Origin of the sequence: Amycolatopsis ultiminotia (genome assembly GCF_039536925.1) — a bacterium.
GTDB classification, from domain to species: domain Bacteria; phylum Actinomycetota; class Actinomycetes; order Mycobacteriales; family Pseudonocardiaceae; genus Amycolatopsis; species Amycolatopsis ultiminotia.
Window position 1 is genome coordinate 229,958 of record NZ_BAAAZN010000013.1, and the last position, 24,280, is coordinate 254,237.

General features: G+C 70.6%; 18 protein-coding genes. 15 read left to right on the top strand and 3 right to left on the bottom strand.

What is annotated here, in order from left to right:
- Positions 1-22 precede the first annotated feature (22 nt).
- Entirely contained in the window at positions 23-3,646 is a 3,624-nt protein-coding gene (locus tag ABD793_RS28020) for a discoidin domain-containing protein (RefSeq protein ID WP_344865284.1), read from the top strand.
- Positions 3,647-3,652: 6 nt separating this feature from the next.
- Here the strand turns inward: ABD793_RS28020 and ABD793_RS28025 are convergent, their stop codons facing one another.
- Together ABD793_RS28025 and ABD793_RS28030 are read right to left on the bottom strand one after the other, a co-directional pair.
- Positions 3,653-4,378, bottom strand: a complete 726-nt coding sequence (locus ABD793_RS28025; RefSeq protein WP_344865286.1) for a hypothetical protein — start codon at positions 4,376-4,378, stop codon at positions 3,653-3,655.
- A gap of 307 nt (positions 4,379-4,685) precedes the next feature.
- Entirely contained in the window at positions 4,686-6,539 is a 1,854-nt protein-coding gene (locus tag ABD793_RS28030) for a S9 family peptidase (RefSeq protein WP_344865288.1), read from the bottom strand.
- Between the two features lie 121 nt (positions 6,540-6,660).
- Between ABD793_RS28030 and ABD793_RS28035 the strand changes: the two genes are divergently transcribed.
- The 14 genes from ABD793_RS28035 (at position 6,661) to ABD793_RS28100 (ending at position 23,389) form a co-directional block, all read left to right on the top strand.
- Positions 6,661-7,212 (top strand): hypothetical protein, encoded by a 552-nt coding sequence (locus ABD793_RS28035; protein WP_344865290.1) that lies wholly within the window; start codon positions 6,661-6,663, stop codon positions 7,210-7,212.
- Positions 7,209-8,108 (top strand): ABC transporter ATP-binding protein, encoded by a 900-nt coding sequence (locus ABD793_RS28040; protein WP_344865292.1) that lies wholly within the window; start codon positions 7,209-7,211, stop codon positions 8,106-8,108. The genes ABD793_RS28035 and ABD793_RS28040 overlap by 4 nt, the downstream gene beginning before the upstream one ends.
- Complete coding sequence (locus ABD793_RS28045) at positions 8,098-8,913, top strand: ABC transporter permease (RefSeq protein ID WP_344865294.1); 816 nt, start codon at positions 8,098-8,100, stop codon at positions 8,911-8,913. The genes ABD793_RS28040 and ABD793_RS28045 overlap by 11 nt, the downstream gene beginning before the upstream one ends.
- A gap of 627 nt (positions 8,914-9,540) precedes the next feature.
- Complete coding sequence (locus tag ABD793_RS28050; RefSeq protein WP_344865296.1) at positions 9,541-11,046, top strand: APC family permease; 1,506 nt, start codon at positions 9,541-9,543, stop codon at positions 11,044-11,046.
- Between the two features lie 21 nt (positions 11,047-11,067).
- On the top strand, positions 11,068-12,195 hold the full coding sequence (locus tag ABD793_RS28055; protein ID WP_344865298.1) for an LLM class flavin-dependent oxidoreductase: 1,128 nt from the start codon (positions 11,068-11,070) through the stop codon (positions 12,193-12,195).
- Positions 12,192-13,403: a GNAT family N-acetyltransferase gene (locus tag ABD793_RS28060; protein ID WP_344865300.1), complete on the top strand. Its 1,212-nt coding sequence runs from the start codon at positions 12,192-12,194 to the stop codon at positions 13,401-13,403. The genes ABD793_RS28055 and ABD793_RS28060 overlap by 4 nt, the downstream gene beginning before the upstream one ends.
- A gap of 17 nt (positions 13,404-13,420) precedes the next feature.
- Complete coding sequence (locus ABD793_RS28065; RefSeq protein ID WP_344865302.1) at positions 13,421-14,725, top strand: NtaA/DmoA family FMN-dependent monooxygenase; 1,305 nt, start codon at positions 13,421-13,423, stop codon at positions 14,723-14,725.
- A 139-nt stretch (positions 14,726-14,864) separates the two neighbouring features.
- Entirely contained in the window at positions 14,865-16,457 is a 1,593-nt protein-coding gene (locus ABD793_RS28070) for an ABC transporter substrate-binding protein (RefSeq protein WP_344865304.1), read from the top strand.
- A gap of 1 nt (position 16,458) precedes the next feature.
- Positions 16,459-17,415 carry an ABC transporter permease gene (locus tag ABD793_RS28075; RefSeq protein ID WP_344865306.1) on the top strand — a complete coding sequence of 319 codons (957 nt, stop codon included), beginning with the start codon at positions 16,459-16,461 and terminating at the stop codon, positions 17,413-17,415.
- A complete protein-coding gene (locus tag ABD793_RS28080; protein ID WP_344865308.1) occupies positions 17,412-18,269 on the top strand; it encodes an ABC transporter permease in 858 nt (285 codons plus the stop codon). The genes ABD793_RS28075 and ABD793_RS28080 overlap by 4 nt, the downstream gene beginning before the upstream one ends.
- 17 nt (positions 18,270-18,286) lie before the next feature.
- Positions 18,287-19,948: an ATP-binding cassette domain-containing protein gene (locus ABD793_RS28085; protein WP_344865310.1), complete on the top strand. Its 1,662-nt coding sequence runs from the start codon at positions 18,287-18,289 to the stop codon at positions 19,946-19,948.
- Complete coding sequence (locus ABD793_RS28090) at positions 19,945-21,195, top strand: acyl-CoA dehydrogenase family protein (protein ID WP_344865312.1); 1,251 nt, start codon at positions 19,945-19,947, stop codon at positions 21,193-21,195. The genes ABD793_RS28085 and ABD793_RS28090 overlap by 4 nt, the downstream gene beginning before the upstream one ends.
- A gap of 15 nt (positions 21,196-21,210) precedes the next feature.
- Entirely contained in the window at positions 21,211-22,074 is an 864-nt protein-coding gene (locus ABD793_RS28095) for an LLM class oxidoreductase (protein WP_344865314.1), read from the top strand.
- A gap of 22 nt (positions 22,075-22,096) precedes the next feature.
- Positions 22,097-23,389, top strand: a complete 1,293-nt coding sequence (locus ABD793_RS28100) for an NtaA/DmoA family FMN-dependent monooxygenase (RefSeq protein ID WP_344865316.1) — start codon at positions 22,097-22,099, stop codon at positions 23,387-23,389.
- Positions 23,390-23,443: 54 nt separating this feature from the next.
- Here the strand turns inward: ABD793_RS28100 and ABD793_RS28105 are convergent, their stop codons facing one another.
- Positions 23,444-24,202: an IclR family transcriptional regulator gene (locus ABD793_RS28105; protein WP_344865318.1), complete on the bottom strand. Its 759-nt coding sequence runs from the start codon at positions 24,200-24,202 to the stop codon at positions 23,444-23,446.
- Positions 24,203-24,280: the final 78 nt, after the last annotated feature.

Genomic DNA, 24,280 nt, shown 5'->3' on the forward strand with positions numbered 1-24,280 from the left:
GCATGTCTCGACGGGAGCTTCGATGACCCACGATCGCAACGGCGGAGCGTCCACCGAGCGGCAGGCGCCGGGCTGGTCCCGGCGGCAGGCGCTCACCGCCGGAACCGGGCTGCTGGCGGGGTTCGGGCTGGCCGGGGTCCTGCCGGGGACGGCGTGGGCGGATACCGCGGCCGGGCAGCCCGGCCCCGTTGCCGGGCAGCCGGACCTCGCGTTGTTCCGCCCGGTCCGCGTGTCGTCCACGGCATACGCCGCGACGCCCGCGGAGTTCGCGGTCGACGGCCTCGCGCAGGTCGGTGTGGGCGGCTCGGGCTGGCGGGCCGCAGCGGGCGATGCGCAGTGGATCGTCGTGGATCTCCAGGGATCCTGCGAGATCAGCTCCGTGGTGCTGACCTTCGAAGCCAAGCCGGGGGATCCCGCGTTCGATGCGGGCGCCTCGCGCAGCAACACCCGAGGCGACGAGGTGCAGTCCAGCTACGCGACGGCCTTCGACCTCGACGTCTCGGCGGACGGCGAGCAGTGGCGCACCGTCCACCACACCACCGACGGCACCGGTGCGGTGGTGTCCATCCCGCTTTCGCCGGTGGTGAACGCGCGCTGGGTGCGGCTGCGCAGTTCCGCCCGGTCGACGACGAATCCGCTGGGGTTGAACGGGTTCCAGGTCTACGGCACGAGCCGCGAGCACCGTCCCGCAGTGCGGGGCTGGACGTCGTTCCCGGTGCGCGAGCACTCCCGTCCGCCTGCGCTGCAGGTGGCCGCCGACGGCACGGTGCCGCTCGAATCCGGCTGGGTGCTCACGATGGCGGACTGGTCGCCCAGTGACGACGGCGAGGTGCTTTCCGGGTCCGATGTGGACACCCGGGGCTGGCTGCCCGCGACCGTGCCGGGCACCGTGCTCGGTTCACTGGTCGAGCAGGGACAGCTGCCGGATCCGGTGTCCGGGATGAACAACATGCACATCCCCGAAGCGCTGTCGCGGCACGAGTGGTGGTACCGCCGGGCCTTCTCGCTGCCGCGGGGGCTGGACACCTCGCCGGGCCGTCGGGTGTGGCTGGAGTTCGACGGGGTCAACCACGAGGCGGACATCTGGCTCAACGGCAAGCACGTCGGATCGCTCGCACATCCGTTCGGCCGGGCCGCACTGGACGTGACCACGGCGTTGCGGGGGTCCGGTGCGCAGACGGTGGCGGTGAAGATCTCGCCGATGCCGTTGCCGGGCAGTCCCGGCGACAAGGGACCGGACGGAAAGTCCTATGTGGATGCCGGTGGGACGGTGTTCGCCAATTCGCCCACTTATGTCGCGGTGACCGGATGGGACTGGATGCCCGCGGTGCGTGACCGCGTTTCCGGGATCTGGAACCACGTCCGGCTGCGGTCCACCGGCGCGGTCGTGCTCGGCGATGCGCGGGTGGACACGAAACTGCCGAACCTGCCTGCGCTCGATCTCGCCGAAGTCGCCATCACCGTGCCGGTGCGCAACGCGGGGAACGTGGCCCAGCGGGTCAAGGTGACCGCTGCGTTCGACGGGATCAGCGTTTCCGGCACGGTCACCGTCGCCCCCGGCGAACAGGCGTCGGCGGTCTTCCCGAAGGTGCCGGTGAAGAACCCGAAGCTCTGGTGGCCCAACGGATACGGTGAGCCGGCACTGCACGAGCTCACCCTCACCGCGGCGATCGGCTCCGCGGTGAGCGACCGCCGTACCGTGCAGTTCGGCATCCGGCAGCTCACCTACCACTACGACATTCCGGTCTCGCCGGTGAACGGGGTGGCCGAGCAGCAGGTCGACCTGCCGCCACAGCAGGCCCGCTACGTCCGAATGCAGGGCGACCAACGGGCCACCAGCTGGGGCTTTTCGCTCTGGACACTGTCCGTGCTGGACAGTGCCGCACCGGACACCGACCTGGCGCGCGGGAAAACGGCGACCAGTTCTTCGGTGGCCGACGGCAATTCGCCGGAGAACGCGGTGGACGGCGATCCGAAGACCCGGTGGACCTCTGCCTACGCCGACGACCAGTGGCTGCAGGTGGATCTGGGCTCGACCGTGGGATTCGACCGAGTGGTGATCTCGTGGGAAACCGCGTTCGCGCAGAAGTTCCGCGTCCAGGTCTCCCCGGACGGGCAGAACTGGACGGACGCGGCGTCGGTGGACAACTCGGCCAAGCCGCTGACGTTCCTGGTCAACGGGGTGAAGGTGTTCTGCCGCGGCGGCAGCTGGGGCTGGGACGAGCTGCTGCGCCGGATGCCGCCGGAACGGATGGACGCGGCGGTCGCGATGCACCGCGACATGAACTTCACCATGCTGCGCAACTGGATCGGCTCCTGCTACCGGGAGGAACTCTTCGCCGCCTGCGACCGGTACGGCATTCTGGTGTGGACGGAGTTCTGGGACGGCTTTTCCAACGATCCGGCAAACCACGACATCTTCCTCGCGCAGGCGCAGGACACCGTGCTTCGCTACCGCGCGCACCCGAGTGTGGCGGTGTGGTTCGGCTGCAACGAGGGAGCCCCGCCGGCCGAGCTCGACGAGGGACTGCGCAAGATCGTCACGGACAACACCGACCTGCTGTACCAGAGCAATTCGATCGGCGGCCCGATCACCGGCGACGGCCCGTACTTCTGGCTGGACCCGAAACAGTACTTCACCGGCGAGGCGACCAAGGGCAAATCCGGCTTCTGGAGTGAGATCGGCATCCCGACCGTCTCGGTCGAGGAAAGCATGCGCACGCTCGTCGGGGACGGTGATCCGGGCTGGCCGATCGGCGCACCGTGGTTCCTGCACGACTGGTCGACCCAGGGAAACCAGGCACCGCAGACCTATATGGCGGCGATCGACGCCCGGCTCGCCCCGTCGTCGAGTCTCGCCGAGTTCTGCCGCAAGGCCCAGTTCGTGAACTACGAGAGCATGCGCGCGATCTTCGAGGCGTGGAACGCGAAGCTGTGGAACGACGCGACCGGGGTGCTGCTGTGGATGTCCCACCCCGCGTGGCACAGCACGGTGTGGCAGACCTACGACTACGACTTCGACGTGAACGGCAGCTACTACGGCGCGCGCAAGGGCTGCGAAGCGCAGCACGTGCAGGCGGATCTGACGGACTGGCAGGTGCGCGCGATCAACCACACGCCCGCGCCGTTGTCCGGCACGGTGCTCGCGCAACTCTACGATGTGGACGGTAAGAAGATCGGCTCGCCGAAACAGCAGAAGATCGACGTGGCGGCGTCCTCGGCCACCGCGGCGTTCACCGTCCCGTTCGGTGCCGACCTGCCTGCACTGCATCTGCTCCGGCTGACGCTGAGCAATGACCGGGGCACGGTGGTTTCGGAGAACACCTACTGGCGCTATTCCGGCGATACGGCCATGCGGGGGCTCAACCAGCTGGCCAGGACCTCACTTTCGGTCCGGTGGCAAGAGTCCGGAAAGGACGGCTACACCGCGACCATCCAGAACACCGGGAAGACGGTGGCCGCCATGGTCCGGCTGTCCCTGCGCGAGCACGACGGTGCCACCAGGGTCCTGCCGACCCTGTATGGCGACAACTACTTGTGGCTGCTGCCAGGGGAATCCCGGACGGTGAGCGTGTCCCCGCGGCGGACAGTGCGGAGTCCCCGCTTGTCGGTGGAGGCCTACAACTGCCCGGCGAAGCTCACCTGAGCGGGGTCAGCCCGCGGTGGCACCGCCGCCGGTTTCCGGTGCTCCGAACGGAATCACGGTGCTCCGGTGGTGGCCGGTCGTGCTCGGCGGACGGTTGTCCGACGGCGGTGTCCCGGTTCCCGGTGGGGTGCCGAGGATGGTGAACCCGAGCGTGCCCGCGAGGGGAGTCCCGGCACACCGGAGGGTCGCGGTGTACTTCCCCGGGGTGGCGATCACCGTGGTGTGCCCGCTGAACCGGCCGAAGTTGCCGCCTTCGGTGAACTGCAGCGGTGCCGCGAAACCGGGTGAGGTGGCGGGCCCGGCCGGACCGCCGGGGCAGCCGGTGATGGTGTCGGAACCGCCGGTGATCTCGCCGCCCGGCCGGACCTCGACCGGGCTCAGCGACCACGACGGGGGCTGGTGCGGCAGCACGGTGAAGGTGCTGGTGAGTGTCGTGCCGTCGCAGGTCGCGGTCGCGGTGTAGGTGCCCGGAACGGAGACGGCAGTGCCGTTGCCCCGGAGATTCTCCCGGTCGCCGCCGACCGGGACCAGGTCGACCGGCGCGGCGAAACCGGGCGAGGTGACGGCCGAATAGCTGTCGCATCCGCCGGTGATGCCCGTGCCGAGCACCGAGCCGGGCCGGAGCGAATCGGGGTAGACCGTCAAGGACGGCGCGTCCTCGGCGCGGGCCGCCGGCGCGAACGCGATCCCGAGCGCGGCCACTGCCACCGCCGTCGTGAGTGTTCCGGTCATCTGCGTGCCTCCCTCTCTTCGACGGGAACACGCCACCGGCGGCTCCCGGGTTGCCTCCGAGCCGGGCGCGCCCTGGATTGACCGCGCGGTGAGAGACTGTCGAGCACCCGCGCGGGGTGCCGCCCGGATCGCCACGTAGCCCTTCGCCACCGCGCGGGCGTGCGCGAGACGCGGGTGCTGCGGGCAAGACTGGCACGCAGCGACCGCCGTTCCGGGATTCCGGGAGCGGGTCCGGCGACCGAGGTCTCCGTCGAGCCTGCGCTGTACGAGATCGTGGTGATCGGCCAGTCGTGCCGGGACGCCCGGATCAGCCCAGCCACCGGTCGAACCACGCCCGGGTGCGGCGGAGCACGTCGAGCTGGTGCCCGCGTTCCCGGATCGAGTGGCCTTCACCCGGATAGATCACGTACTCGTGCTCCACGCCGAAGTGCTGCAGCGCGCGGTGAAAGTAGTCGGACTGTCCGAGCGGGACGTTGGTGTCGTCGGCGCCGTGCAGGAGCAGCATCGGGGTGCGGATGCGGCTCGCGTAGGAGACCGGGCTGAGCGCGTCATGCGGGTGCGGGCCGATGCCGGACCAGCCGGTGCTGCCGCCGAGCGCGGACTCGAACCGGCCGTTCTCGCCGGTCGCGGCGAGCATGCCCCAGTCGGCGACCCCCGCGCCCGCCAGCGCCGCGCGGAACCGGCCCGTGTGCCCGACCGCCCACTCCGCCAGGAACCCGCCGTGGCTCCAGCCTGCGATGCCGAGCCGGTCCGGATCGGCGATCCCCTCGGCGACGAGCCGGTCGACTCCGGTGAGAATGTCGGTCCACTCCTCCTGGCCCACCCGGCCCGCGACGCAGGCCGCGAACTCGTGCCCGTGGCCCTGCCCGCCGCGCGGATTGGGCAGAAAAACCGCGTAGCCGCCCGCCGCGAGCCACTGCGCACTGGGATACCAGAACAGCTGGCAGTTGTCGGCGTACCGCCCGTACGGCCCGCCGTGCGGGGCGACGACGGTCGGGAACGGCCCCTCGGCGGCGCGTTTCCCGGTCGGCAGGACGAGAAGTCCGTCCAGCTCGAGACCGTCTGCGCCGCGGTGGGAAAGTGGCCGCTGCTGCCCGAAAGTGACGTCGCGTAGTTCCGGGCGGGTGTCGGTGACCCGGCGCAGCGGCCCGCCGATCGGTCCGATGTGGACGTTCGCGCCCTCGTACCGGGTGCCTGCGACGACGGCGAGCTGCGCGCCGGACACGCTCAGTCCGGAGAGCAGCCCCGGGTGCTCGACGAGCGTAGTGGGCCCGGTGGGATCGAGCCGGGCCACGGTGGTGCGCAAACCCTCGGCGAACAGCACCAGCGGAGCACCGTCGGTCTCCTGCAGCTCGACCGGGCACCGCGAGAACCCGGCAGTGCGGTTGGTCCGGAGCCCGGTACTCAGCGCGAGATCGAACACCGCCAGGCCGGCTTGCAGCAACGGCGGGGTCAGAGCGAGGTAGCCGAGGTGCCAGCCGTCGGGTGCCAGCCACCAGGTCAGCGCGTGCGCGTCCGGTTCGACCGGGCCGAGATCGCCCACCGCACCGGTCTTCGGATCGAAGAGGTGCAAGTGGACAGTGCAGGGACCGCAATCCTGATCGGCGCGGGCCTGGGTCAGCACGGCGAGCGGGCCGCCGTCCGGCCGTTGCCGTACCTCGGTGACGTGCCGCCCGGCGAACACATCCGGCGTGGAGAGGTGTCCGGAGCGCAGGTCCAGCAGCCGGATGCGGGCCGCCGGTTCGTCCTCGCCCACCACGACGGGATCGCGGACGACGGCGTCCTCGGCGAGGAGAACGGCGGTTGTGGAATCGGCGAGCGGGAGGTGGTCCGCGATGCCCGCGGGCCAGGACGTCAGCGTGCTCACCACGCCGTCGGTCGGCGTGCAGCGCTGCAGTTGCGGGGTACCGCGATCACTCCGGTCGGACAGGAAGAACAGCGTGGCCCCGTCCGGGGACCAGTGCGGCTGGGACTCCGTAGCAGTGCCCTCGGTCAGCCGCCGGGAGCCGTCGTCGCCGACGAGCCACAGTTCGGTGTCGAGGTGCGCACCGCTGCGGCTGGCCGGGGTGAGTACGTAACAGACCGTACGTCCGTCGGGTGCGAGCGCCGGGGTCTGCGGTATCCGGCCATCGACGATCAGTTCGGCAGTCAACTTCGTCATCTCGCCAGTGTGCCGTTGGCGGCGGCGTACGCAGATTTTCGTACGTGGATTCCCGCGTTTGAACGGACGACGCGGCCGGCCCGATTGCCGACGATGAGCCGGTACCGAAAGGAGCGGAGCAATGACAGAGACGCCGAGTGTTCTGCCACCGCCGTCCCGCGCCGCCGAACCGGCGTCACCACGCAGGCGACGGCTGGGCGGGCGGGCGCGCAAGGCGTGGCTGGTGACGCACATCGTGTCGTCGGCCGCGTGGATCGGCATCGACGTGGTGCTGGCCGTGCTGGTGTTCACCGCGACGCTGACCGACGACCGGATCGTGGCCGCGACCTGTTACCAAGCACTGCAGCTGTTTGCCGTCTGGCCGTTGCTGATCACCGGGCTGGTCTGCCTGGCGAGCGGGATCGTACTGGGCCTGGGCAGCAAGTACGGCGTGGTCCGGTACTGGTGGGTCGCGGTCAAGCTGGTGCTGAACATCGTGCTGGTCGTGCTCGGTGTGCTCGCGCTGCGGCTGGTGGCCAACGAGGCCGTGGACTACGGCCGTGCGCTGGCGGCCGGCGGCCCGCTGCCCGCGTTGCCGGACCTGACCGTGCCACCGATCGTCTCGCCTGCCTGCCTGCTGGCCGCAGTGCTGCTGTCGGTGTACAAGCCGTGGGGGCGGGTGAAGAAGGCATGAGCGCTCCGGTGGAGACCGAACGGCTGACGAAGCGCTACGGCCGGATCGCCGCGGTCGACGGACTGGACCTGACCGTGCTGCCCGGCGAGGTGTACGGATTCCTCGGCCCGAACGGTGCGGGCAAGACCACGACCCTGCGGATGCTGCTCGGGCTCACCCGGCCGAGCGCGGGCAGCCTGCGGTTGTTCGGCCGCCCACCCGGTGCCGGGTCGCTGGCCCGGGTCGGCGCGCTGATCGAGGGCCCCGCCTTCTACCCGTACCTGTCCGGACGGCAGAACCTGCTGGTGATGGCAGGGCACGCGGGTGTCTTGCGCTCCCGGGTGGACGCCGTGCTGGAGACCGTGGACCTGACCGCCAGGGCGAAGGACCGCTACCGGACCTATTCGCTCGGGATGAAGCAGCGGCTCGGCCTCGCCGCGGCGCTGGTCAAGGACCCGCGGCTGTTGATCCTGGACGAGCCCGCCAACGGGCTGGACCCGGCCGGGATGGCGGACCTGCGGGTGCTGATCCGCGAGCTCGCCGACCGTGGGGTCACGGTGCTGCTTTCCAGCCACGTGCTGTCCGAAGTGGAACAGATCTGCGATCGCGTCGGCATGATCGCCGGCGGCAGGCTCGTCGTGGAGACCACCGTCGCCGAGCTGCGCACCGGCCGGGCGCTGCGTATCGTCGCCACGCCGATCGAGCAGGCCGCGGCCCGGCTCGGCGCGCGGTTCGGCGCGGACGCGGTGCGGATCGACGGGGCCGCGCTCGAGGTCGATGTGGCGGACGAGCCGGCGAGCCGGGTCAATGCCGAACTGGTGGCCGCCGGGATCGCGGTGAGTGAACTGAGCCGGCCGGAGCGCGGGCTGGAGGAGACCTTCCTCGAACTGACCGGAGGTGATCGAAGTGCCGGGTGAGCTCAGAGCGGAACTGGCCAAGCAGGCGCGCCGCCCGGCGAGCTGGCTGCTGCTGGCGGTCGGCGTGGTGCTGAGCCTGACGTTCGGCTACATCGTGCCGTACGCCGGGCTGTCCGGGACCGGTCCGGCCGGCGGCCGCGGGCCGGCCGCGATGCTGCCGGAGCAGTTTGCCGGCAGTGCGCTCGGCGGGCTGCCGGTGTTCGTCGGCGCGCTGGCCCTGATCTACGGGGTTCTCGTGGCCGGCAGCGAATACGGTTGGGAGACCTGGAAAACCGTGTTCGCACAGGGGCCTTCGCGGGCCACCGTGTACGGCGCGAAGCTGGTGGCCGTCGCGACCGGGGCACTGGTGCTGGTGCTGGCGTTGTTCGCGATGGCGGCCGGGGCGAGTGCATTGGTCGCGGCACTGCTGGACCAACCGGCGCACTGGCCGGGCTTCGCCACGATCGTGCGCGGACTGGGCGCGGGCTGGCTCATCACGATGATGTGGGCAACGCTGGGGGTCGCGCTGGCGATCGTGTTCCGTTCGGTGGCGTTGCCGATCGGGCTCGGGCTGGTGTGGATGCTCGCCGTGCAGAACCTGCTCGCATCGGTCGCCGCACCGCTGCTGGACTGGGTCGCGACAGCGCAGCGGGGACTGCCCGGCCCGAACGCCGGCTCGCTGGTCGCCGGACTGGGCGGGCTGGAGAGCGCTCCGGGGGTCACCGCGCTGGTGGGCTCCGGACAGGCCGCACTCGTGGTCACCGGGTACCTGGTGGCATTCGCCGCCGCGGGCGGCTGGCTGCTGCGGCGAAGGGACATCAGCTGACTGCCGATGACGTTGATGCGGACCGGACGGGCGTACGCCGGGACAGAAGGGACTGTCCCGGCGTACGTTGCCGGAAGGTGCCACGGCGCAGAGCGACCCTTCCAGTGCTGCATTCCCCGCCCGAGCACAGGGGAGAGGGCATCCTCCCGGGCCGGCGACCGGACCGGCGGCCACTTCACCGGGCAGCTGTGGCTTGCCATGGCGCGAAATCCGGGTGGTCGGCGCCACGAACCCCGAACTCGCCTGCCGCGCCGGATTCCGGGAAGCCGGCGCAGCGAAGGAAAAGTCCACCACGTCCAGCGCGTGGGAGCAGCACCCGAACAATGGGCCGCGTTTCAGCAGGTGGTCACCGGCGGCGAACGCTGGTCGAGCCGTGGTGCGGTGAACTAGGGTCGCCGGCATGTCCCAGGCACTTGCCTTCGCCGGCAGGCGGTACCTCGATCTGTGCCGGCTCTTCGGCGCCCTCTGTCGCTGAACGACCGGCGGCCGGGCGCCCGCTCCCCGGAGCACGTTCCGCCGATTCTCGTGGGCCCCGAGCGGATTTCGCCGGGGCATCCGGCCGTACCCGACGACCACCGCCGGGTCGTTTCCCCGTCCCCGGGCACCGAAAGGTCCAGCGAAACCGTCATGACTGCAGAACGATCCGTTCCGGTGCGCGAACAACCGGCGGCACAAGCCGGGCCGGACGCGACGCTGCGGGCCGGTGCGGTGTCCGGTCTCGGTGTCTTCGCCCAAGGGCTGGCCGCGGCGGCACCCAGCGTGGCGATCGCGAGTGTGCCGGGTTCGCTGTTCCTCGTCGCGGGCACGGGCTCCCTCTGGGCGGCGATCATCGGTGCGGTGCTGGTGGCCTTCGTCGCCACCGTGATCGCGTTGCAGGCCCGGCGAACGGTGTCTTCGGGGTCGCTCGGGACGTACGCGGGCAACGGGCTGGGACCGGTCGCGGCGTTCGTGACCGGGTGGGCGTTGGTGATCGGTTACCTCGGCTTCGCCGCGGGCGGGGTGCTCGGTGCGGTGCTGTACTTCAATTCCTTCCTCCAGCAGATCGGCCTGCACACCGACCACCTGGCGATCAAGATCGTGCTGCTGGTGCTGGCCACCGCCGCTGCACTGGCCATCCCGTTCCGCGGCGTGAACGTCTCGGTGAAACTGGGCCTGGGCTTCGAAGTGGTGTCACTGCTGGCGATCGCGGTGATCCTGGTGGCGTCGTATGTCACCTACGGCGCGCACTTCGACAGCGCCCAGCTCGACCTTGGCCACTTGGGGCAGAACGGCACGCTGATCGCCGCAGTGACCGCGGTCGGCTCGTACGCCGGGTTCGAAAGCGCTGCCTCGCTGGGCCACGAGGCGCGCGACGCGCACCGCACAGTGCCGCGGGCGATCCTGCGGCTGGTGCTCGGGCTGGCCGTGCTGTACCTGCTGGCGACCTACCCCGAAGTGCTCGGATTCCAGGGGGCCGAACAGCTCGGCACGGACAGCACCCCGCTGCCGGTGGTGGCGCGCAACGCCGGCGTCGGCTGGGTGACCTACCTGGTCGACCTCTCACTCGGCACCGCGATGATCGTGTTCTCTTCGGCCGTCGTCAACTCCGGCGCCCGCAGCCTGTTCACCCTTGCCAGGGAAGGCGCGCTGCCACGGCCGCTCGCGCGGGTGCACCCGCGCTTCCGCACCCCGTACGTGGCGATCGCGTTCGTCGGGCTCGCCGGGTTCGTGGTCGGGCTGATCGGCACGGTGAACTCGGTGGGGCGGTTCCAGTGGGACGTCTACGTCGGCATCGTGTCCAGCTACGCCTACCTGTTCGCCTACCTGCTGGTGGCGATCGCGACCCCGTTGTGGCTGCGCCGGATCAAGGCGCTGTCCACGGGCAGCCTGCTGGTCTCGGTGCTCGCCGTCGCCGGGATCGGTTACGTGATCTACCAGAACCTCATTCCGGCCCCGGACGGCGCCTACCGCTACCTGCCCTACGTTTTCGCGGTACTGGTGCTGGCCGGTCTCGCGCGTTTCCTGTGGTTGCGGGTCACCCGGCCTGCCGTCGCCGCGCGGGTGGGATCGATCCAGACCCTCTCGGACGCCGAACAACACCGGCTCGCCGAACTCGGCCTGCTCGACACGATCCGCCGCCCGTCGGTCCACTGAGGACATCGGAGAACCCGCACCATGCCGATTCACCTGCACTGGTACCTGCCGACCAATGGCGACAACCGCGACGTCGTCGGGTCGGGAGACGGTTCGCAGAAAGGCCTCGCCGCAGTGCGCTCGGGATTTCGCGCACCCACCGTCGACTACCTCGGCGGCATCGCGCGCGCCGCCGAGCAGCTGGGGTTCGAGGCCGTGCTCACCCCCACCGGAACCTGGTGCGAGGACGCCTGGGTCACCACGGCCGCGCTGTCCGCGGTCACGACCCGGCTGAAGTTCCTGGTCGCCTTCCGTCCCGGTTTCCTCTCGCCGACATTGGCGGCCCACCAGGCCGCGACGTTCCAGCGGGTTTCACGGGGGCGGCTGCTGCTCAATATCGTCACCGGGGGAGATCCCGTCGAGCAACGGCGGTTCGGCGACCGCCTCGGCCACGACGAGCGGTACGCGCGGACCGAGGAATTCCTCACTGTGCTGCGCGGCGTCAGCGACGCGACGACGCCGTACGACTTCCACGGGCAGTACTACGACATCGAACAGGCGGCCATCCCGTTCACCCCGTATGCGCCGCCGGAGATCTTCTTCGGCGGAGCCAGCCCGGCCGCGCAGCAGGTGGCCGCGCGGACGGTCGACACCTACCTCGCCTGGGGCGAAACACCACCGCAGATCGAGGAGCGGATCGCCCGGGTCCGTGCACTGGCCGCGGCGGCCGGACGGACGGTGTCGTTCGGTGTCCGCTTCCACGTGCTGGGCCGGGACACTGCGGCCGCGGCCTGGGCGGAGGCGGACCGGCTGCTCGACCGGATCGGCGACGACCGGATCGCCGAGGCGCAGCGGGTGCTCGCGGCCAGCGAATCGGTCGGGCAGCAGCGGATGGTGGCGCTGCACGGCGGGGATCGGCGGAATCTGGAGGTGTACCCCAACGTGTGGGCAGGCTACGGCCTCGTGCGCGGTGGTGCCGGGACGGCGCTCGTGGGCAGCCACGACGAGGTCGCCGACCGGATCGAGGAGTACCACCGGCTCGGCGTCGACCACTTCATCCTCTCCGGGCAGCCGCATCTGGAAGAGGCGTACTACTTCGCCGAGGGCGCAGGGGCCGAACTGCGCCGCCGCGGCCTCACCACCCCGGTCGAGGACGGAGCGCAGCGATGACCGGAGCGGACCCGATCGAGATCCGCACACTGACCACCCGGGACGAGGTCGGCGCGGGGTTCCGGGTGTTCCTCCGCGCGATGATCGGGCTGCCGTTGCGGGACGTGGACGCCACCGAGGTGACCGATCCGGGCCGCTTCCTCGGCGCGCTGGAAGGTGCGCAGGTCGTCGGCAGCGCGGACTCCTACCGCAGCTGGCTGGCCGTGCCCGGTGGCGCGCGGGTGCCGCACGCCGCGGTCACCCACGTCGGCGTGCTGCCGACGCATCGGCGGCGCGGCATCGTCACCAGGCTCCTGACCCACCAGTTGCGGGACGTCGCCGGGCGCGGCGAGGCAGTCGCGTCGTTGCGTGCTTCGGAGGCGGTCATCTACGAACGCTTCGGATACGGGGTCGCGAGTTCGGCGCGGCCGGTGCGAGTGGATCTGCACCGTGCGGGGCTCCGTCCGGAGGTTCCGGCGGGCGGCACGGTCCGGCTGGTCGATCGGGCGGTGACCACCGGGGCGCTCGCCGAGATCTACGACCGGGTGCGGCGGACGGGCGCGATCGGCCGCCCGGCAGGGTGGTGGCGGCTGCAGGAGATCACACGCGCGGCCGGTTCCGTTCCGCACTACGTCGTCGTGCACAGCACCGACGGCGTCGACGACGGCTACGCGGTGTACCACCCGGTACCGGCCGACGACTGGTTCACCAGCAGAGACAAGACCGTGACCGTGACCGATTTCGTCTCGCTCACCGATTCCGCGCAAGCCGGGTTGTGGCGGCACCTGCTGTCGCTGGACCTGGTCGACGTGCTCGCATTCGACGCGCTGGCGCTCGACGATCCGCTGCCGCTCGCGGTCACCGACCGCAGGGCGGTGCACCTCGGCTCCGCTCGCGACGAGACCTGGCTCCGCCTCGTCGACGTCGAGGCGGCGTTGCGCGAACGCGCCTGGGGCGACGCGGATCCGGTCGTGCTGGAGGTGCGCGATCCGATCCTGGACGGCAACAACGGCACCTTCGAACTGGGACCGAAAACCGTGCGGCGCACGGACGCTGCGGCGGACCTCGGCGTCGACGTCGCGACACTGGCCGCCGCCTACCTCGGCGGCACCCGGTGGCGGCACCTGGCCGCGGCCGGGCGGGTCACCGTCCACGATCCGGATGCGGTGCGGCGTGCCGACGAACTGTTCGCCACCACGGCACTGCCGTTCGCCGGAACCGTGTTCTGAACGACAGGAGAGCATCGATGAGCCGTGAGCTGCACCTGTTGCTGCTGGGCAATCCCCGCTCCGGCAGTTCCTGGCGCTATCCGGGGGTGGTGAACGGGCCCGCTGCCGTGCTGCGGTCGGTGATCGAGGCCGCGAAGACGGCCGAACGGGGCACTTTCGACGCGATCTTCTTCGCCGACACCCTGAACTATGGTCCGGACGCGGCCTGGCCGCACAAGTCCACCGAGGACTTCGAGCCGTTCACCACGGTGGCGGCGCTGTCCCGGGAGACCGAACGGCTGGGACTCGTCGTGACCGGGTCGGCGACGTTCCAGGCGCCCTACCACCTGGCCCGGCAACTGATCTCCCTCGACCACCTCAGCGGTGGCCGTGCGGGGTGGAACGTCGTCACGAGTTTCGCGCGGGCTGCCGCGGACAACTTCGGCGGTGCCGGGGTGCGCGCACACGACGAGCGGTACCGGGTGGCCGCCGAAGCGCTGGAAGTCGTGCTGAAGCTCTGGGATTCCTGGGGTCCGGACACGATCGTCGAAGACCATGCCGCCGGGATCTACAACGATCCCGGCAGGATCCGCGTTCCCGGGCACGACGGCGAGTTCTTCCGCGTGCGGGGCCCGCTGGGCGCGGCACCCTCGCCGCAGCGGCGCCCGGTGCTCTTCCAAGCGGGATCGTCCACCGCGGGACGGGCCTTCGCGGCGCGGCACGCCGAAGTGGTCTTCACCGGGCAGGGCGACTTCGACCGCGGACGGGAGTTCGCGGAGTCGATCCGCGGACAGGCCCGTTCGGCCGGCCGTGCGCGACCGCCGCTGGTGACGCCGTCGCTCGGGTTCGTCCTCGGGTCCACCGACGCGGAGGCGAAAGCACACGAGCAGACCCTCTTCGAGCACTTCATCCCGGAGTACCAGATCGGCTGGCTCCAGGAGGTCGACATCGACCTGACCGGCGCCGATCTCGATGCGCCGGTGCCGATCGCCGCGTTCGCCGAATCGACGGAGACCCACCGGACCGCGCTCGCCGGGTACCGGGTTCTCGCCACTCGCGGGAATCCGACACTGCGTGAGTTCCTCTTCCGCACGGTGACCGCGTTCGGAGCCCGGGTGGTGGGCTCCCCGGAAGCGATCGCGGACGAGATCGAACGCTGGTTCCGCGGTGGCGCCGCGGACGGGTTCATCCTCGGCCCGTCCGGGATTCCCGGGCAGCTGGAAGGGTTCGTCGACCACGTGGTGCCGATCCTGCGCCGTCGCGGGCTGTTCCGCCGCGCGTACCCGGGGCAGACCCTGCGCGCGAATCTCGGTCTTCCGGCACCGGATTTTCCCACGGGGTGAACGGATTCCGGGAAAACGGTGCGAGCGGCTAGATTTCGCAGACAGGACCGGGCCCGCGTGGCCGGCCGGGCGGTATCGGATGCTGCGTCCGTTGTGGACCGTGCCACCGGCTTCTCCTCGAGAAGGAACCCCACCAGCCATGACTTCACCGAAGCGCAGACCGTACGCGGTGGCCGCGGGCCTCGTGCTGCTGCTCGCCGGGTGCCGCGGCGGCACCGATGCGGTCGCCGGTTCGCAGCCACGCGACGGCGGCGGCCTGATCATCGGCCAGTACCAGGAAGTGACGCAGTTCGACCCGAACCGGCAGTACTCGTGGGAGACCTGGCGGGTCGACCGCAACATCTACGAAACCCTCGTGGACGAGGACCTGTCGGCCCCTTCGGGGACACCGAAGATCGTGCCCAAGCTCGCCACGTCGTGGACGGTCAGCCCGGACGCGACGACCTACACCTTCCAGCTGCGCAAGGGGGTCAAGTTCAGCGACGGCACGCCGTTCGACGCCAAGGCCGTGCAGTTCAACGTCCGCCGCTTCACCGATCCGGGATTCCGCTACTACGACCAGGTGAGCGCGGCGACGATGTCGCTGGTCTACCAGGACCTGGCCTCGTTCACCGTGCTCGGCGACCACACCGTGCGCTACACCTTCAAGCACCCGTTCCTCGATTTCCTCCGCCAGATCCCGAACAGCGGGAACGCGGCGTCGGGCATCTTCAGCCCGGCGGCGCTGGAGAAGTACGGCCAGGACGGGCTGGCCGACCACCCGGTCGGCACCGGGCCGTTCACCTTCGCCGAACGCGTCCGCGGCGACCACACCACGCTGGTGCGCAACCCGGGCTACTGGGGACAGCGCCCGCATCTGGACAAGGTGATCTTCAAACCGATCGGCGACGACCAGAGCCGGGTCGCCGCGCTGCAGACCGGTGCGGTCGACCTGATCAGCCGGGTGCCGCCGGATTCCGTGGCCACGCTGGAAAACGGCGGATTCTCGGTGCCGGAGAACAAGGGTGTGCCGCAGATCGTCTACTACAGTTACAACTTCGCCAACCGGTACCTGCAGGACAAGCGCGTGCGGCAGGCGATCATCGAGGCCGTGGACCGCACACAGCTGGCCGCAAGCATTTACCGGGGCCACGCCGAAGCCGCCACTTCGATCGTCAACCAGGGCAACGAGGCGTACGACGGATCGGCGGTGGACTACCCCTACGATCCGGCGGCGGCGAAGAAGCTGCTCGCCGAGGCGGGTTACCGGCCGGGCGAGGTGAAGTTCACCATCCTGTCCGACACGACCGGGCAGCCGACGGCGGAATACCTGCAGCAGTCGCTGAAGGCGATCGGGATCGACGCCGCGGTGCAGTCGTTCGAATGGATCACCTACGGGACCCGTACCGCGAACCTCAAGCCGGACGACGGCCTGTACCTCGGCGAGTGGGGATACGTGGCACCCGACTGGGTCCGGATCGCGCACCAGAACAGCGTGGTGGCCCACGACGGGGACAAGTACTCCGACACCAGCGCCGCGACCGTGCAGGCGATCGATGCCGCGGCACACAACTCCGACCAGGCGAAGTCCGCCTCGCTCTGGCAGACGGCGGCCAGGACCTGGGCGAAGGACGCGACGATCTTCCCGCTGCTGTCGTTCAACCGCTACTACGCGATCGCACCGCGGGTCGGCGGGTTCGTGTGGCCGCAGCAGGACCACTACGACCTCTCGCGAGTCTGGGTGGCGAACTGACGTGCTGCAACGGATCCTGTGGCGGCTGGCCGGGCTCGTCCCGCTGCTGTTCGTGATCAGCCTGCTGGTGTTCTTCATCGCGCAGGCGGGTCCGGCGGACCCGATCAAGGACGCGCTGAGCCAGAAGATGTCCCCGGAACAGATCGAGCAGATCCGCGCGGCCTACGGGCTCGACCGGCCGGCTTGGGCGCAGTACCTGAACTGGCTCAAGGACGTGTTCACCCACGGTGGCGGGCTTTCGCTCAGCGTCCGCAGCCCGGTCTCGGAAATTGTGCTCCCCGCATTCGGCAACACGCTGATCCTGATCGCAGGGGCGACCGCGGCGACGGTCGTGCTCGGTGCCGGGATCGGCTACCTGTCGGGCATCCGGCACGGGAAGCTGACCGACCGGATCGTCATGCTGGGTGTCCAGATCGGCAGCAACCTGCCGGTCTACTGGTTCGGGCTGGTCGTCATCTGGCTCACCGCGGTGCAGTGGAAATGGCTGCCGCCGGGCGGAATGCACGACCTGCGCGGCGAGGGCGGGGCCGGTGACCTGCTGCTGCACCTGATCGCGCCGGCGTTCGCGGCGTCTTTGGTGTCCATGCTGATCATCGCCAGGTTCGTGCGCGCGGCAGTGATCGAAAGCGCGCAGTCGGACTACCTCAGGACCTACCGGTCGCAGGGATTCGGCCGGGCGGCGATCCTCGGCAAGCACATCGGGCGCAACATCCTCTCGCCGATCGTGAACATCACCGGGCTCACCGTCGGCTCGGTGCTCACCGGGGTGGTGTTCGTGGAGACGATCTTCTCCTGGCCGGGTATCGGCAGTGTGCTGCTGAACGCGATCGCCGGATCGGACTACCCGGTGATCCAGTCCGGCATCCTGCTGGTGGCCACCACGTTCGTGCTGGTCAACCTGATCACCGACGTGCTGCTGGATCTGCTGAACCCCCGGCTTCGCCGAGGTGGCGCATGACCACGGCAACGGCGAACCCGCCGCGGCTGCGCAGGTCCGCGGTCGCCCGGTTCGTGCGCAACCGCGAGGCGATGCTCGGGCTGCTGGTGCTGGCGGTGGTCGTCCTCGTTTCGCTGGCGGCACCGTTGCTGGCGCCGGCCGACCCGACCACCGGCGACCCGGCCGACGTACTGGCCCCGATCGGCGCACCGGGGCACCTGCTCGGCACGGACGCGCAGGGTCGGGACGTGCTCAGCCGGGTGCTCCACGGCGGCCGGGGCGCACTGGCGGTCTCGGTTTCCTCGGTGGCGGTCGCGGTGGTGCTCGGCACGGCGCTCGGCTTGTTCGGTGCGTTTGCCGGCAGGCGTGTGTCCGGACTGCTGATGCGGGTGGTGGACCTGCTGTTCGCGTTCCCGGTGATCCTGGTCGCGTTGTCGCTCGCGGCGATCGTCCAGCCCGGGGTGTGGGTGCTGATCGGGACCGTGGTGTTCGGTGCGGTGCCGTACGTGACGCGCGTCGTGTTCGCCGAGGCGAAGATCGAGCGGGAGAAGGAGTACGTGGAAGCCGCGCGGGCGCTGGGTGCTTCGGGCACCGGCATCCTGTTCGGCGAAGTGCTGCCGAACCTGGTCTCGTCCGTGGTGATCTACGGAACCAGCCTCGTCGGCGTCAACATCGTGTTCACCGCGAGCCTCAGTGCGCTCGGGCTCGGTATCCAGCCTCCGGCGGCGGACTGGGGCCGGATGATCTCCGAGGGCGCCGCGGTGCTGGTGACCGGAAATCCGGGGGTCGCGACGTTCCCCGCGGTCGCCGTCCTTCTCGTCGCGTTGTCGTTCAACTGGCTGGGCGACGGGCTGCGCGACGTCCTCGATCCGTGAGTGTGGCAGGTGATGAGATGACAGCGGTACTCGGCATTTCCGGCCTGAGCGTCGAATTCGCGCTGCCCGGTGCGGTGGTGCACGCCGTGCGCGGCGCGGAACTCTCGGTGGGACAAGGGGAAGTCGTCGCGCTCGTGGGCGAATCCGGGTCCGGCAAGAGCGTGACCGCCGCGGCCGTCCTCGGCCTGCTGCCGCGTGCGGCGCGGATCACCGGCGGCAGCATCCGGTTCGGCGGCACCGAGCTGGTCGGCCTGCAGGACCGGCAGCTCAACGTGTACCGCGGCGCCGGGATCGGGATGATCTTCCAGAATCCGGTCACGTCGCTGGACCCCTCGTTCCCGATCGGCAGCCAGCTCGGCGACACCGCCCGGCTGCACCTGCGGGTGTCGCGGGCGCAGGCCCGCGGGGTCGCGCGCACGTGGCTGGCGCGGGTCGGCATCCAGGACGCGGACCGGGTGCTGCGTGCTTATCCGCACGAGCTGAGCGGCGGGATGCGCCAGCGGGTGATGATCGCGCTGGCGAGCCTGTCCGGGCCCGAACTGCTGATCGCCGACGAGCCGACCACGGCGCTCGACGCCACCGTGCAGCGGCAGGTGCTGGATCTGCTGCTGGGACTGGCCGCCGAGACCGGCACGGCGGTACTGCTCATCACCCACGACTTCGGCGTGGTCTCCCACACCAGCTCACGTGTCGCGGTGATGCGAGAAGGCACGATCGTGGAGGAAGGGAGCACCGCGCAGGTCCTCACCGCGCCGGAGCACCCGTACACGCGCACTTTGATCGACTCGGTCCCGGAGATCGGCGGCCGCTCCGCCCGCGCGTCGCCGCGGCCGGCGCCGGTGGACGAGCCGATCCTCGAACTGCGGCACGTGGGCAAGGACTTCGACCTCGGCGGGTTCGGCACCGGACGGCAGAAGTCGGTGGTCCGGGCGGTGCAGGACGTCTCGCTGAGCGTGCACCGTGGCGAGATCTTCGGGCTGATCGGCGAATCCGGATCCGGGAAGTCGACCCTCGCGCGGCTGGCCGGCGGGCTGATCCCGCGCACCGCGGGGACGGTGGCCTTCGACGGCACCGAGATCGGCGAATCCGGCACGCGAGAACTGCGCCGGCGGTTCCAGTACGTGTTCCAGGACGCGGCCACCGCGCTCAACCCACGGCTGACCGCGGGGGAGCAGATCGCCCGTCCGCTGTCCCGGCTGGGCAAGGCGGCCGGCCGGAAGGACGCCCGGGAGCGGGCACTGCGGGCACTCGAGCTGGTCGGGCTCGACGCAGGCCACGCCGGCCGTTATCCCCGCGAGTTTTCCGGCGGGCAGCGCCAGCGGGTCGGGATCGCGCGGGCGATCGCACTGGAACCGGACCTGCTGATCCTGGACGAGCCGACCTCCGCACTCGACGTGTCGACGCAGGCGGCCGTGCTCCGGCTGCTGCTGGAGCTCAAGGCGGAGCTGGATCTGACGTACGTGGTGATCGGGCACGACCTGGCGATCATCGAATCCCTGTCCGACCGCATCGGCGTGCTGAGCCGGGGCTCGCTGGTGGAGACCTTCGAGACGGACGAGCTGTTCTCGCCGCAGCGGCACCCGCAGACCAGGGCGCTGCTCGACGCGGTGCTCCCGATCCACTCCGGACGAGCCGGTACCGGGCGAGACAGCTCCGGAAGAGAAAGAGAGGCCTCATGACCGTCACCGACGAGCAGACCGCACTGACCTACCTGCGCCCCGCGACCGCGTCCGGCGCCGAACTGTCCGACCGTTTCCACCCGGTGTTCGACCGGGTCGCGGAGGGCAACCTGGAGCGCGAGAAGAACCGGATCTTCCCGCACGAACAGGTCCGATGGCTCAAGGAGGCGGGACTCGGCCGCGTCCGGATCCCGGTCGAGCACGGCGGATTCGGCGCTTCGCTGGAGCAGACCTTCGGATTGCTGGCCGACCTGGCCGAGGCGGACGCCAACGTCGCGCACATCTGGCGCAACCACCTGGCGTTCGTGGAAGACCGGCTCAACGCCGCACCCGCGGAGTCCAACGACCGGTGGATCCGGCGGTTCCTCGACGGCGAGTTCGTGGGCGGCGGGTGGACCGAGGCCAACAACGGCACGTTCGCCAACCTCAAGACCGTGGTGCGCAAGGACGGCGACCGGTGGCTGGTGAACGGCGCCAAGTTCTACGGCACCGGCAGCCTGTACGCCGACTGGCTCGACGTCATCGGCAAGGGCGAGGACGGCAGTGTGGTGACCGCGCTGGTGCGCCGCGACGATCCGGGGGTGGAGCTGATCGACGACTGGACCGGTTTCGGACAGCGCACCACGGCGAGCGGCAGTGCGAACTACCGCGACGTACCGGCCGTGCAGGGGGACGTGTTTCCCGCCGCGGAGCGGTTCGTCTACCAGGGGCACTTCTACCAGACCGCAATGCTTTCGGTACTGGCCGGGATCACCCGTGCGGTGCTGCGGGACGGGGTGGCCGCGCTCAAGGCGCGCGGTCGCAACTACCCGCAGGCGCTGGACCCGGAACCGGCTTCCGACGCGCAGCTGCTCCAGGTCGTCGGCCAGGTCTCGGCGCACGCCTTCTCGGCAGGGGCGGCGCTGCGCGCGTCGTCGAGCACCCTCGACCTGGTTGCCGCGGCGCACGCGGCAGGCGATGAGGCGCAACGGAAGCAGCGGGTGCTGGAGGCCGAAGTGGCCACGGCACAGGCACAGCTGGTGATCATCGAGGCGGCGTTGCAGGCCACCACGACCGTCTTCGACGCGCTCGGCGCCTCGGGTGTGTCCGAGAAGGTGCTGCTGGACCGGCACTGGCGGAACGCGCGCACGCTGGCCTCGCACAACCCCCGCGTCTACAAGGCACGAATTCTCGGGGACTGGCTGGTCAACGGGACGGATCCGGTGCCGAACCTGGCGGCACTCGGCCGCGGCGGCCAGGGCGACTGACCGAGAAGGAGCGAAATGACCGCCCCGTACCTCGCGCTCGGCCTTGCCGGGCCCCAGCTCGTCGAGCTGACCGGTGACCCCGGACTGCTCGCCCGGTGGGACCGGCTGCCGGTTGCGTTCACCGTGCTCGGCCTGGACCGGATCGACGGCAGTGCACCGGCGTCGCAGACCTTGGACAGCAGCGCGGTCGGCGCCGTGCTGGCCGCCCGCACGGACAACGGGCGGTTCCTGGTCGTCGCGAGCCCGCAACGCGATCACCCGTACAACCTCGCCCGCCGGACCGTCTCGCTCGGGCATCTGTCACGCGGCCGCAGCGGCCTGCTGATCGGCGCCCGGGACGGCTACTCGGCGCGCACCCCCGACGGTGCGAGCGCGTGGGGACCGCCGCTCACCGCGGAGACGGCTGCCGCGGTCGCCGATGCAGTGCGGAAGCTGGAACAGAGCTGGCCCCATGAGTCGATCATCGGTGACCGCGAGACCGGGATCCTGGTGCGTTCGCACGAGATCGTGCACGCCGACATCGGCGGGGCGTTCCCGATCGCGGGTCCGCTCACCGCGCCGGAACCGCCCACCGGCGCGTCGGTGCTGGCCGGGTGGGGCCCTGGTTCGGGACCGGTCGATCTGGTGCTCGGCGGTGCGTCCGTGGTGGTCACGCCGTTGGGTGCGCAGCCGCCCCGGGACGTCACCGGCGTGCTGCTGCAGGCCGCCGCGGAACAGTCCCTCGGCGAGCTGCTCGGCGCTGCGGAAGGGTTGCTGGCAGCCGGTTTCCGCCCGGTTCCGGCCGGGCCACTGCGGACGGCGCTCGGCCTGGCGCCGGCCTCCCGCGCGGTGGCCGGTCGCGCGGCCTTTCCCGAGCCTCAGCCGTATCCGTCGCTGTGAAGCCTGCCAGGAGGAAAATCCGATGACCGACCGGCGCACCGGGCACGTGCTCCTCGGCGTCAACGTGCTCGTACTGGGCTACCTTCCGGCCGCCTGGCAGTCACCGCTGCTGGCGAAGGATTCCTTTGTGGACCCCCGGTACTGGGAGGCCATCGGGCGGACCGCCGAAAGGGGAACGCTGGACGCGATCTTCCTCGCCGACGGGCCGGTGCTGGGCGATCCGGCGTACGACGCGAACCCGATCCGCCTCGAGCCCACGGTGAACTGGGGGCACGTCGCCGCCGTCACCGAGCGGATCGGGCTGGTGGCCACCGCGTCCACCACCTTCAACGATCCCTTCGAACTGGCCGAGCGGCTGCTGTCCTGGGACCACCTGTCCGGCGGCCGCGCGGGCTGGAACATCGTGACCACCCGCGGTGCCGCGGCGGCGCGGAACTTCGGGCTGCCCGACGTGCCGCTGCGGGACGACCGGTACGACCGCGCGGCGGAGTTCGCCGACGTGGTGCGTGCGCTGTGGGATTCGGCGGAGACCGGGCGGGAGGTCCGCCACCACGGCGAGCTGTTCCGGATGCAGGGCCGGCTGCGGGTGCCGCCGTCGAAGCAGGGGAGACCGGTGCTGCTGCAGGCGGGCGGCTCACCGAAGGGCCGCGCACTGGCCGGCCGGGTGGCCGAGGGCGTCTTCTCCGCCGAGCTGACCCGGGACGGTGCGGTCGAGCACTACCGTCTGGTCAAACGGCTGGCGCGCGAGCACGGCCGCTCGCCCGACGACGTCAAGATCCTGCCCGGTCTGCTGCTGAGCCTGGGCAGCACCGAGCAGGAGGCACGACGGCGCAGCGACGAACTCCACGACGCCGGTCCCGCGTCCTACTCGGTCCAGTGGCTTTCCCAGTCGATCGGGTACGACGCCTCGAAACTGGAGCTGGACGAACCGTTCCCGGAGGAGGTGCTGGCCGCACCGGCGGACCCGCAGACGTTCCAGGGCAGCATGGGGTTCCGCGAATCGATCGTGGCGCAGATCCGCCGCACCGGCCCGACCGTGCGCGAATACCTGAAGCAGACCCGCTACACCGGCTCCGGGCACTCCGGGTTCGTGGGCACGCCGGAACAACTGGCCGACCACATCGAGGACTGGTTCCAGGCGGGAGCCGTCGACGGCTTCAACCTCCAGCCCGACGTGCTCGCCGACGGACTGGAGGTGATCACCGACGAGCTGGTGCCGATCCTGCGGCGGCGCGGGCTGTACCGGCACGAGTACGAGACCGACACGTTGCGCGGCCACTTCCGGGCCGGTTCGCCGAGCCACGGTCTCGGCTGACCCGGCGGCCGCACGACGATGCGGGCCGTGGGCCGCGATACCACACCGTTGCGGTCACTCGTGCGCGAACAGCACGGCGGCGATCTCCGTGGCGGTGACCTTGGCCAGGTCGGCGAAGAACGGCACCCGCTCCGGGATCATCAGGCCGGTCGTGCCGCGGAGGCCGAGTGCGAACCGGGCGGTGCCCTCCGCGGTGCGGATCGGGATGCCGATCGTGCGGAATCCCGCGGCGAGTTCCTCGTCGTTGAACGCCCAGCCGCGCTCGCGGGTGCGGGCCAGTTCCTTGGCCAGTTCGGCCGGGTCGGTGGGCGCGCGGTCGGTGCCGTCGGTGAAGGGCAGACGTGCCAGCTCGTCCTCGGACGGCTCCGACCACGCGAGCAGTGCCTTGCCGAGAGCGCTGGCGTGCAACGGAAGCCGCACGCCCTGGAGCTGGTGGCCGTCGGCCTCGCGCCACCGGCTGGTGCCGAGCAGTACCGCGTCGTTGCCGTGCCGGACGGCCACCGAGGCGGATGCGCCGGTGGTGGTCGCGAGCTGTTCGAGATGCGGTTCCACGAGGTAGATCTTGTGCTGGCGGTAAGCGATCTGGCCGTACTCGGCGAGCGCCCCGCCGAGCCGGTAGCGGCTGGAGACCGGGCTCTTCTCCAGGAAGCCGGCGTCGACCAGCGCGGTCACCAGCCGGTGGGTGGTGCTCACCGCGAGCTCCATCCGCCGGGCGACCTCGGTGACGCCGAGCTCGCCACCGCCGCGGAAACAGCCCAGTACGGCGAGCGCCTTCGCGACGGTCTTGGTGCCCTCGCCGGTTCTTCCGGTCATGACGAGGGAGCCTAACCCATTCCGAATATCGGAAGCCAGTCGCGGATCAGGCCCAGCTATATCGGAACTTTGTAGCGC